This window comes from Parashewanella spongiae (assembly GCF_004358345.1).
In the GTDB taxonomy this organism is placed as follows: Bacteria; Pseudomonadota; Gammaproteobacteria; order Enterobacterales; family Shewanellaceae; genus Parashewanella; species Parashewanella spongiae.
The window spans coordinates 498,528-510,732 of the sequence record NZ_CP037952.1 but is presented as its reverse complement, the minus strand read 5'-3'; the positions used below and the strand labels follow the sequence as shown (position 1 = coordinate 510,732).

Sequence of the window (12,205 nt, the reverse complement as noted above, 5' to 3'; positions counted from 1 at the left end):
TTCAGCAAAATACTCAATGCTCATTTATACGAGGTTTGAATAATGGCAACAGAAGCTTCCTCAAGATACACGCTAAATCCATATCCTCAAATACAATTTCCAGCTCCTCTAGCTTTACCTCCTTCTCATCCTCTTACGTTAGAAACTGAACTTGAAGAGTTCAAAGACTATTCAATAGAATCGTGTACTCAAAAACTATTTGAGGAGCTGATCGACTATGTTAATCAAAGTGAAAAACTAAAAGATCTGACAACCGATAATCAAACTCTTGTTGTGCATTCTTTAGGTGTGCTAATGCTCAGACTAATGGATGTTTATACCCTAGAGAATGAATCTACTGTTGCTAAATTACATGAAAATCACAGTATTTTTTACATGCTGGAAAATATTAATACACTGCTTCACTCTATAAGAATCTCTGATGAAGTTAAGGCTATGGCGCTGAAACAACTGTGTTGCCATGGCGGTAACGACAATGGGGACAGTAGTCACTTTAAGGTAAACCAAATTGCTCGAGCCAACATTACCCTCGTGCTGGCACATGCCGAATATACCGAAGAATTACAAAAACAATTATCTGAACTTTTATCTAACGTCAAAAAATCATACCAAGGACTATATGCTGTAGATTATCAGCAAATTAAGGGAAGTATAGAATGGATAGATAAAGCCTTATGCGAAGAACTTGGCATTCAGCTAACAACAAATGCGAACCCGACTTCTCAGGCTGCAACGCCAGCAGTTGGCATTTCAAAGAAAGTTGCTTTCCTTGAAACTCCAGACGACTCAGAAAAAGTATATTCCATAAACATCCCTCCCGTAGCCTTTAACAGAAGAAGCCTAAATGCAAAGCAGCAAAGATTTATTGAATATGTTCGACATCGGATTTCACCTTCTTTCATCTTATTAAATCTGGCATACAAAATTAAAAAAGATCAAGGAGTCTGTAGTAAGTTAGACCAACAATCTTTAGCGTCTGAAAGTTACTCTATTTCAACGAGCCTACCATATGAAGGCATCAATTTTTCAGAAGAAAAACAGCTATCACCAAATGCCCCACTGCTAACAATGCCAGATTGGGTACAATCAGAAGTTAGAGATGGATCTCAGGCACTAGCTTCAAATGCCTGTCAATGCTCGATAGCCCAACCACCTGAACTTGAAGACGAAACCGGCACTATTCGCTTCCCCATTAGTGTTAAACAACTTGCTATACCTGCTCCCTATTGTTTTATGGGACAATTACCTCAATCAGGGACTAAAATTATTACGGCAGAGACACCCGCAAACGATATTTTTAAAACGCTTTCGGTCAATCAGATCCACTACTGTCTTGCCCAAAATATACTGGCAAGACGAATTCCCTTTTCCGCTATAGTTAAAACACGAAATATGGCCGCTATTCCTCAAGCTATTATGTTCAGTTTAGGTAACTTGTACTTTGGTTCTGTTGAATCACAAGTAGCGTCTAAGCCTAGAGTGATTCCCATAGTCTCATTGAAATATGTAGAGTTGCACTCTTTGCCTGCCGATATCTCAATCGCCTTTCTTTCAAGTGCCATGCAGGCAATCAATGACCTTGATACTCTTAACGAGTTTTTGGTTAATAGCCAGTTAAATAGCAATAAGTTAAAACCAGAAGTATTAGATGGGTTAGTGCCTAAATTAACAGTTCTAATTGGTGAACTTCACGTTGCTAAGAAAATTAATGCCGATGACATCTTAACCATAATTTCAAAAATAGACAGTAAGAGCCTAATTTGCTTTATCGTTGGTACAACTGATAAATTTCAAACAAGGGATTGTGAAAAAGTTAGATTAGCGGCTATTAATCGTCAATATGAGCTCAAATTAATAAAACGACCTAATCAGCATGGCATAGTATTAAATGCAATTACCAGTTTTATGTTTAACCAGTTACACCCTGAAGTAATAAAAACTCTCTTTACCACGAATCAACTTGCTCAGCGACTCTGTGATTATTGCGCCAAGCAAAGTTTTTCCTTACGTAGTAAGGAAACAGAAGAAAAAAAACAAATCAAAATCGCAATGGAAAAACTTTTAGTGCTAGGGGTCGATTGTCAAGAGAAAGTGAAGATCAAAAATAATGAACATGAAACGATGTTTATCACTGCGGTAAAAAGTAATAATTTACTGGCAGTAAAAGTAATCGGAAAGTATAAAAAAACACATAGTATTCCCACAATCCCTTCATCATCAGGTTTCTACCCATTAACGATAGCAGCTTATACGAGTTCACCCGATATGATTACACTCTTAATCAGTTTAGGGGAGGATATTAATTTTCCTGATGAAAAAGGCTACTATCCTATTCAGCGAGCCATAATTGCTAACAAAGCTGATCATGTAAGAGCAATATTAAAAGCAGAATCTTTCAATAAAACCATCCCTAGAAAAAGCCTTGATGGTTCCATTTATCCACTGGTACATTTTGCAGCCAAACAAGGTTCGACTGCCGTTTTACAGACACTTATCGAGTCAGGTAAATTTAATGACCAATTAGAGACACACTCTGTCGGTAAACATCAATTGACGCCTTATTTAACAGCAGCAGTCTACGGCCAAATAAAGTGCATGAAAGTTCTAGTTACTGCAGGGGCAAAAACCGATACTCTAAGCCTGTCAAGAAAGCAACAAAATGCTCTCGAACTCGCAGTGGAAAATGGGAGATTGGACGTAGTTAAGCATCTTTTGTGTACTCCACCATTCGACACGAACAAATATAAAATTGATGCTTTATTTTCTGCTGTTGAGTATTGTAAAAAAGATATCTTAGTCTTTGTTATTAGCCAACTTCCTGATGATATTGCGATACCAAAGTACAAAGAAATCACTAGCATTCAAAGTTTTGCTTCACAAACATACCCGAGAGTGACTCTCGTCCCTCTTTTACAAGCTATGCCAAATCTAGGTGTTAGAGAAGAAAGTAAAGCAAGCTCAGATGCATATCACAGCGTTGACGGTAAACGCGCAGTAGACGCTTCCACACAAGTACCTCATGACTCAAATATTGATGCCAAAATTAATGTAATACTGAAACCAATGCCTGGGACTAATCCGAGTACTAAACCATTATACAAAGCGATTAGTGATGGAGATGCCCAAAAAACTGAAGCGTTGCTTGCTGACTTTACCGTTAGTATCCCGCTGAGCGAAACAGATAATGATGGTAGGCATTTAATCCAAGTTGCCATTGACTCGGGTCATCATCATCTCATTCCTATCTTGGTAAAGTGCGAATTTGTGCCCATGAACATAATGTGTCCATACACCCCTGGCTCCATAGGCTGCTATAAATATCCTCTATTACATTACGCTCAAGCTGCTTGGTTAAGGCATCCATTGTCAATCAAGAACTTCAGAACCCTGCTAGAAAACAGCAAAGAGAACATTGATATACGTTCACTAGCCAAATCAGGTTCAGTAAACCCTAATGACGGATTAACACCGCTACATTTTGCGTTAACCCGCAAACGTATTGAATATGCAATCGCACTCATTCATGCAGGCGCTGACACTAAGTCAGTGGTCCTCAATCCTCTTGCGACATATTGCATGTATAAAGGCCTAGATCCTATGCAAATAGCTCAAAAAGACTGTTCAAAAGAAGCCGTAGAACGTTTAACTCCATATTTGTAGCTTTAAACTGATGTAAAAAAGACGTCTTATAAAATACAAACTGAAAATAGATAATTTCGAATAAGGAAAGTTGCGGAAGGAAAGTACACCGATGAGTTCTCGTCATTCCAGCGCAGGCTCAGGGCGGGATTATGATTCACCAAACAAAATCTCAGCCCTAAATTTTGCATCCCAGCAGGCTCGCTGCATCTTGCCAGCCACACTGTCTTTTGAAGAGTGACTTTTAATTAAGTTCAAAACCTTTCGCCTAATAGTTGCTAAATTTGGTAGTGGGCTAATTTAGTGGTAGGCATGAATATCAATCCCAAATTTTACTCGATTGATTAACAAACCTATTACCGTATCGTGCATACTTTCTAACTTTGAAAAACAAATCATTCTTCGTGCTAATCTTTTAATCCAAGTTCTAAAATTGAGGTTTTTCCTCTCAATCTTTTGGGTATTAGTTTTTCCTACTTCATCCTAAATAAATCGGTTGGGAGCGTTCATCTTAGAAACGCAGTCAACTGATGTTTCTAGGTTTAAAAATGATTGTCAGAAAGGAATAAAGCTACATAAAATAATCTAGCAATAAAGCAACAAACATTGTAAACCCAGCCCAATGATTATTAAGGAATGCTTTAAAACATTGTCCCCTGTCGCGATGAAAAATTAAGTATTGTTGATAAATACTAAAACCAACAAACGCTACTAAGCCTAATTGATAATATAAACCGCTTTCATGCGCTCTTCCCGCTAACCATAAGCCAATAAGTGTTAAAAGCTGTAACAGCCCAATGATAAGCCTGTCATGGCGACCAAACAAAATCGCGGTGGACTTAATACCAATTTTCAAATCATCTTCTCGATCGACCATCGCGTACATGGTGTCGTAAGCCACGATCCAGCACCAGTTAGCAAAAAATAACCACCAAACAGAACTCGCTAATTCGCCAGATACGGCAGCGGAGGCCATCGGAATAGACCAACTGAATACAATACCTAAAAACAGCTGAGGTAAATGAGTTACCCGCTTTAAAAAGGGATAAATCACCGTCATGGCAATGCCAACAAAGGCTAACTTAATCACTGTTTCATTAAGTGTGAGTACTAAGGCGAATGCCATTATTCCCAATACTGCAAAGAGTATTAATGCCTCTTTTGCGCCGACTTCACCATTGGCTATTGGCCTGTTTTTGGTTCGCTCGACATGTCCATCGACTTTTCTGTCAGCAAAATCATTAATGATACAACCGCAAGCACGCATCACAATTACGCCTACGGTAAAAATAAGCAGCAGTTTCGTTTCTGGAATGCCTTCTGATGCGAAAAACAACGCCATTAAGCAAGGCCACAGTAACAGCAAAGTGCCGATTGGTTTATCTAAGCGGGCTAATCTCCAATAGGCTGACAATTTTACCGTTAGCGTCATGGTATGTCCTTATTTGGTTATATCGTTTCTAATTTGGCATAAGCAATCATTAAGGTTTTCACACCGTAATCATCAAAATTAACTTTCACTTGAGCTCGTGGTCCGCTACCTTCAACGTCTAGCACTTTGCCATCTCCAAATTTAGAGTGGGTGACTTTTTGCCCAGAACTGAGGCCACTTTCATGGTTTTGAGTAAATGCCAATTTCGGTTGAGGCTTTTGCATTCGGGGTTTATTAAAGCGACTGTCCGAATGGGAAGTTCGTGACGACGGGATAGACACTTGAGTTTTTAAGCGAATTTCATCTACATATTTCGCTGGAATTTCTTTAATAAAACGTGATGGACGAGAGTAATCTTCTCGGCCATAAATACGTCTTGATTCGGCGTAAGTAATGGTGAGCTTTTCCATCGCTCGAGTCATACCTACATAGCAAAGTCGGCGTTCTTCTTCTAAACGATCACCTTCTTCTAACGCCATTTTGCTCGGAAATAATCCTTCTTCAACGCCTGCCATAAACACTTGTGGAAACTCAAGTCCTTTCGCTGAATGTAATGTCATCAATTGCACTGAATCTGTAAATGCATCCGCCTGTCCTTCTCCTGCTTCAAGCGCAGCATGGGATAAAAAGCCGTTTAACTCTCCCATTTCTTCCAGTTCTTCTGGTAGTTCGAAGGTGCGAGCGGCTGTCACCAGTTCTTCTAAGTTTTCAACTCTGGCTTGAGCTTTTTCACCTTTTTCGGCTTGATACATGCCCTTTAATCCAGAATGTTGTAACACAGTATCGGTTAGGCGATACAAAGGCATATCCATGGTGTCTTGTTGCAACTTTACAATTAGATCCATAAATCCACGCACGGCATTACCCGCTCGCGCTGGCAACATTTTTTGCTCTAACACTTGCAGGCAAGCCTGCCACAAGGTTAAATCATGCTGTCTCGCTGTGGTTCGCAATATATCTAACGTACGACCACCGATCCCTCTTGGTGGCGTATTTACTACACGCTCAAAAGCGGCGTCATCATCTTTGTTACTCATGATGCGTAGGTAACCCATGGCGTCTTTGATTTCTTGACGTTCAAAAAATCGCAAACCACCATAGATTCGATACGCTAAACCTTTATTCAGCAACGCTTCTTCCAGTACCCGCGACTGCGCATTTGAGCGATATAAAATGGCACACGAAGTTAAATCACCACCATTGTCATGCCACTCACTGATGCGCGAAACAATAAAGCGCGCTTCATCTAGTTCATTAAAAGCACAATAAAGGCCTATGGGTTCGCCGTCTTTATCGTCTGTCCATAAATTTTTCCCTAAACGATCTGGGTTATTGGAAATCAGCTCATTAGAAGCATTAAGGATGTTGGCACTAGATCGATAGTTTTGCTCTAATCGAATTGTGTTGGCTGTGGGAAAGTCTTGTAAGAAACGATGCAAGTTTTCAACTTGTGCACCACGCCAACCATAAATGGACTGATCATCGTCACCCACAATCATCACATTCGCTTTATCACCTGCAAGTACTCGGATCCACGCATATTGAATAGAGTTAGTGTCTTGAAACTCGTCAACCAAAATATGCTTAAAACGATCTTGATAATGCGCCAATACATGTGGTTTATTCAGCCATAATTCATGAGCTCGCAAGAGTATTTCTGCGAAGTCGACTAAGCCAGCACGATCACACGAGTCTTGATATATCTGGTAAATTTTCAGTAAATTTTGCTCTATGGGAAAAATACTCGCATCGATATGCTTTGGGCGTAAGCCTTGATCTTTTTTACCATTAATATAACCCTGAGCTTGCCGAGGTGGATATTGCTTATCATCAAGGTTCATACTTTTTAAGATCCGTTTGATCATTCTTAACTGATCATCTGAATCTAAAATTTGGAAGCTCTGTGGAAGGTTGGCATCTTGATAATGAGTACGCAATAAGCGATGGGCGAGCCCGTGGAAGGTGCCAATCCACATTCTCGACATGTTCGCACCAACAACATGCTCAACGCGCTCACGCATTTCTGCAGCGGCTTTGTTTGTAAAAGTCACCGCAAGAATAGAATATGGACTTTGCCCCTCGGCTTGCATCAACCAAGCAATTCTATGAGTCAGGACGCGGGTTTTACCACTTCCTGCGCCAGCAAGTACTAACATACTTGTTTGTGGTGCTTTTACTGCTTCAGCCTGTTTATCGTTCAGACCGTCCAGTAGTGAAGATACGTCCATTCTCGCCTCCCAAAATAAGAGACGAGATTATATCGTAAAGGCGGTAAATGTCAGTAGTGCAATTAGCCTCGAGGCATCATTGCAGGCGATTTCCCTTTTGGCGCAACACTAGGTGAAGTGCCGATAAGATTAAATAACTTTAAATCCCACTCTTCAGCGGCTTCAATCAATTCACCCACTGATTCTTTAATGAAACCTTTTGGTTTGCCTGAAATGACAATGTTACGGAATAAGGTCACATTGCGACATTCGGGCAGAACACCTATCCCAAATCCACCTCTAAACGGCTCAATTGCTCGTTCACCAAATTCCAACATAAATTCCGCAGGAACGGTGTCAGGAATTGTATTTTGGGTAGTTACCGACAAACGTAGGCTCATTTCTTGATGATCTCGATACGCAGAAAGTGATAACACAATATCTCGACCCGCTTCTTGTCGAGATAGTTCACAGGTAAGCACATTGTCATCACCAAAGGTAATACCTTCGATACCTAATTCAGAGAAAGCTTCTTCAAAAATATCCATTCGTACACCGTAATGAGTTATTAAAATTGAGTTGTTTTACCATTCTTGCCAATGAGCAGAAAATAGTTTTATTGGTTCTACTTTCAAGCCTAGTAAAACCCAAAGAAAACGCCAAGTCATTTGCCATTTTGTGCCTAAGTTATAAACATAATCAAGTAAGAAAAATGAAAATTCGTTAACCATCAATAAAACAATCTATTACTTAGCTGCCTTGTTTTTTAATAATGCATAAAAAATGGTGCTCTATTGAGCACCATTCGATTAATTATAATTATTGTTAGGTAACTTTACTTTTTTTCCTGTAAGCCAATACTATTGAGCCAATATTCAAAATCCATCATATTACCTGGGAGTACGACTCGATTCCCTTCTTGACTGAGCCCTGAGAGTTGTTTCATATAACGTTCACCAAGTTGCATTCTCAGCGCATTTTGTCCACCTGGAGCAGCAATCACATCAGCCAACCTTTGTATCGATTCTGAGGTGGCTTCTGAAATCGTTAGTATCTCTTGGGCCTTACCTTCTGCTTCATTAACTCGTTTTTGCATTTCACCTTCAGAGCGGTTGATCATTTCCGCCTTTATCCCTTCTGAACGGTTAATTCGACTCTGCTTGTCACCTTCACTTTTCGCCAGTAAAGCTCGTTTTTCACGCTCCGCATTCACTTGCATTTCCATGGCGTTCTTTACTGTTTCTGGAGGGGTAATATTTTTGATTTCATATCGGTGAACTTGAATCCCCCACATCGCACCAGCTTGATCCAATACTTCAACCACTTTAGCGGAAATCACATCACGCTCTTCAAATGTACGATCTAAATCGAGGGTACCAATAACTGAACGAGTGGTCGTTTGAGCCAACTGAATCGCCGCATAGCGATAATCGGTGATCCCATAACTGGCTTTAACAGGATCAGTAATCGAAATATAGATGACGCCATCGACTTCAACATTCACCTCATCACGAGAAAAACACTCTTGCGGCGGAACGGCAATCGTTTCTTCCTTAAGATCATGGATGTAAGCCACTTTATCGACAAAAGGTACTAATGCATGAAATCCGGCATCTAAGGTGCTGTGATATTTTCCTAAACGCTCAACAATGTAAGCCGATTTAGTTGGAACTAAACGAATGGATTGAAAGAGTTTGAAAACAAAAACAACAAAAATAAAACCCCAAATTGCCATTACGATAAAATCTGCATTCATGCCATTCATTATGCTTTTCCTCCTTTTGAGCCTTGCAGCGTCGCGCTCACTTGATCCATGCCTTCAAAAAAACCTTCGAGTTTAGCAAGCTCTGTGGGTACAACAGATACTTGTGATTTATCCAGCACTGCTCCTAACTGATCAATAAACTGCTCTTTCAGCAACATATTCATGGCGTCATTACCGCCATTTTTCGCTAAAGACTGAGATATCATTAACATACCTTCAGCCTTAGCTTTAGCAATAATAGAGATTTCCTGAGCCGTACCTTTGGCTTCATTGATCCGTTTTTGTTTTTCACCTTCAGACAGGTTAATCGCTTCTTGGCGTTCGCCTTCTGATAAATTAATCATCGCCGCTTTTTCCGCACTGGCAAGTGTAATTTCTGCACGCTTACTACGCTCTGCTTCCATTTGTTTTTCGAGGGTATGAATAACTTTCATCGATGGCGAAATATTGCGTATTTCATAACGTAATACTTTAATTCCCCATGGCTCAGAAGCTTTATCAATTTCACGGACAATGGATTCATTTAATTTGTCACGTTCAGCAAAAGTTTCACTCAGTGTCAGTTTACCAATTTCAGAACGCATGGTGGTTTGCGCCAAGTTAACTGCGGCGCGGCGGTAATTCTCAATACCATAACTAGCAAGTCTTCCGTCCATCACTTTTAAATATACTAAGCCATCCACTTCAAGTTGCGTGTTATCACGAGAAATACAACTTTGAGTGGGCACATCTAGCACTTGTTCTCGGGTGTCATGGCGATAAGCCACGCGATCAAGAAATGGGATGAGAAAATGAAAGCCCGGTTGCAATACGGCACGAAATTTACCCAAACGCTCAATCACAAACACATCACGCATGGGAACGATGAGCATGAGCTTAAATAAAATAAACAGAAATATTAAAAATATAATGGTAAAAGTTAACATGTATATCTTCCTTGTTATTCAGAAGGTTCTAATTCTGTGTCGTCGCCGATATCTGGCTCAACCACATATGCAATGTTTTGCTGACAAATAATTCGCACTGATTCACCTGCACCGATTTCTGAGCCATCAGCGACAGCTGGCCAATCTGAACCTTGAAAATTAATTCGACCTTGGTGTTCACCTGGACCAATAGTTTCAACAACGACAGCAAGTTGCCCGTAAACATCAATCGCTTCGTCGGTATTATCCACATGAGCATCTCCGCCAATCATTTTTTGAGTAAACCCACGAAATAGCAGCATTAAAATGATTGAAGTGATGAACCACAATGTCATGCTTTGAGCAATGCCTTCGACAAAACCGGCCCATAAAAAACTGGAGACAACTAAACAGGCGGCGCCAAGAAGAATTACAATACCGCCCGGTAATATAATTTCGGCTAAGATCAGAAATAGGCCGATGGCAGCCCAAATTACTACAGGATCTGATAACGTCATAACACTCCCTTGAGTCAATTATCAATCTCCACACTATATCAGTGGTTTATTTATAAATCGACATAATATGTCGAAATTAGTTATTTTTTCATCCTAAATAAATCGGTTGGGAGCCTTCATATACGAAGAAAAAATTACTGATAGCGGCATGAATAGCAGCAAGTAGTGGTTACCGGCATACCGTTTCTACTTGCAAAATGTATAACGCAGCTAGCTGTGATTTTGGCAAGTATATGAATGTTCAGCACTCACTTGATGGGTGAGTTCGGGTTGTTTAATGCCGATTTATTACCGTGAAAATAGCCGCTAACACCTATTCCCAAGCCTGTTAGTGAAAGCATAAAAGCTAAAAATCACTTCGCCTTTAGCTTACCGTGAAAATAGCCGCTAACACTTATTCCCAAGCCTGTTAGTGAAAGCATAAAAGCTAAAAATCACTTCGCCTTTAGCTTAGGTTGGAAATAATCTTCAAATCTCAGCGAATACAATTTTCATGGTGTAGGGTGATAGAAAAATAGTAGCCAAAGTAAACGCATATGACATCTATGCCTATCATGAACGTTTAGGTTAGGGTCTGTTGATCTTTCAGGATTAAATTTTGTGCTATTTGAGCATTTATCTGTTCAAGGCGTGAGCAGTGATGCTTAGCCATCTAAGTGAGCTGGTCACAACACAGAATAGTGAATGCTCAAAAGCATCGAAAAAAGAGAGAGCGTAAATTGGTCGCTCTTTCTAAATAAAAGGTGCTGCGTTATCGTTTTCTTATTTGGAAACGAAGTAACGACAGTTTTGTATGTCGATAATAACCAAACCTCACAAACTCTGCCTTACATAAAATAACCAATTTATCGCTGCAAAAACAATCATGAAAGATCAACAGCCCCTAATCTTCCTTTCAAAATTTATTTATAAAAAAGCAGGTTCTACTTTCATAGTAACCTGCCTAATAATGAATAGTTATGAAACTACTTGAGCAATTTACGAGCCGCCTCAACCACAATGTTGACCGCTTTACTCTCAGTTTGCTTCATTACCGCTTCATCAGGAATTTCCTGTTGAGTGCGGTTAACAATGACACCAGCCACACAAGCTGCGCGCCAACCTTGTGATGCACACATGGTGAATAAGGTCGCTGATTCCATTTCGTAATTCAGAACACCTAAATCTTGCCACTCTTGCATTGATCCTTTAAAACGTCGTGTTACACGGCCGCTAACTGTGTCGTAACGCTCTTGGCCTGGGTAAAATGTATCTGAAGATGCTGTCACGCCAACGTGCGGCTCAACACCAGCATCGCGACACGCTGCTACCATAGTCGTTGTGCAATTAAAATCAGCGACCGCAGGAAATTCCATTGGCGCAAAGTGCAAACTTGCTCCATCAAGACGTACCGAGGCTTGAGTCACAATAACATCACCCACATTAACATGCGGTTGAATCGCACCCGTAGTACCAACTCGTAAGAAGGTTGTCACACCAAGCTGTGCAAGCTCTTCGACAGCAATTGAAGTTGATGGTCCACCAATACCCGTTGAGCACACAACAACAGCTTTCCCATCAAGGTAACCAAGGTAACTGGTATATTCACGATGGCTTGCCAATGCAATTGGCTTGTCCATTAATTCTGCAATCCGTTTTACTCGCTCTGGATCACCCGGAACAATTGCCGTATTAGCACCACCAAGCATTTCTTTGGTCAGACCGAGATGAAATACATCAGCCATTTGTATACCCCTTTA

8 protein-coding genes and 1 pseudogene are annotated in these 12,205 nt (G+C 40.3%); 1 reads left to right on the top strand and 8 read right to left on the bottom strand.

Features of this window, described 5'->3' with window-relative positions:
- Positions 1-42: 42 nt before the first annotated feature.
- Positions 43-3,660, top strand: coding sequence for an ankyrin repeat domain-containing protein (locus E2I05_RS01780; RefSeq protein WP_121851848.1), 3,618 nt, complete (start codon positions 43-45; stop codon positions 3,658-3,660).
- A 279-nt stretch (positions 3,661-3,939) separates the two neighbouring features.
- Here E2I05_RS01780 and E2I05_RS01775 read toward each other — a convergent pair.
- The 8 genes and pseudogenes from E2I05_RS01775 to udp form a co-directional block, all read right to left on the bottom strand.
- A pseudogene (locus E2I05_RS01775) lies at positions 3,940-4,119 on the bottom strand (IS1 family transposase); the annotation flags it as partial.
- A 91-nt stretch (positions 4,120-4,210) separates the two neighbouring features.
- On the bottom strand, positions 4,211-5,071 hold the full coding sequence (gene ubiA / locus E2I05_RS01770; protein ID WP_121851847.1) for a 4-hydroxybenzoate octaprenyltransferase: 861 nt from the start codon (positions 5,069-5,071) through the stop codon (positions 4,211-4,213).
- A gap of 17 nt (positions 5,072-5,088) precedes the next feature.
- Positions 5,089-7,299: a DNA helicase II gene (uvrD, locus tag E2I05_RS01765; RefSeq protein WP_121851846.1), complete on the bottom strand. Its 2,211-nt coding sequence runs from the start codon at positions 7,297-7,299 to the stop codon at positions 5,089-5,091.
- Positions 7,300-7,361: 62 nt separating this feature from the next.
- Positions 7,362-7,826, bottom strand: coding sequence for a type III secretion system chaperone (locus E2I05_RS01760; protein ID WP_121851845.1), 465 nt, complete (start codon positions 7,824-7,826; stop codon positions 7,362-7,364).
- Between the two features lie 287 nt (positions 7,827-8,113).
- Complete coding sequence (locus E2I05_RS01755) at positions 8,114-9,043, bottom strand: SPFH domain-containing protein (RefSeq protein ID WP_121851844.1); 930 nt, start codon at positions 9,041-9,043, stop codon at positions 8,114-8,116.
- Positions 9,043-9,969: an SPFH domain-containing protein gene (locus tag E2I05_RS01750; RefSeq protein WP_121851843.1), complete on the bottom strand. Its 927-nt coding sequence runs from the start codon at positions 9,967-9,969 to the stop codon at positions 9,043-9,045. Before E2I05_RS01750 ends, E2I05_RS01755 begins: the two co-directional genes overlap by 1 nt.
- Positions 9,970-9,983: 14 nt before the next feature.
- On the bottom strand, positions 9,984-10,466 hold the full coding sequence (locus tag E2I05_RS01745; RefSeq protein ID WP_121851842.1) for an NfeD family protein: 483 nt from the start codon (positions 10,464-10,466) through the stop codon (positions 9,984-9,986).
- 965 nt (positions 10,467-11,431) lie between these two features.
- Positions 11,432-12,190: a uridine phosphorylase gene (udp, locus tag E2I05_RS01740; protein ID WP_121851841.1), complete on the bottom strand. Its 759-nt coding sequence runs from the start codon at positions 12,188-12,190 to the stop codon at positions 11,432-11,434.
- Positions 12,191-12,205 lie beyond the last annotated feature (15 nt).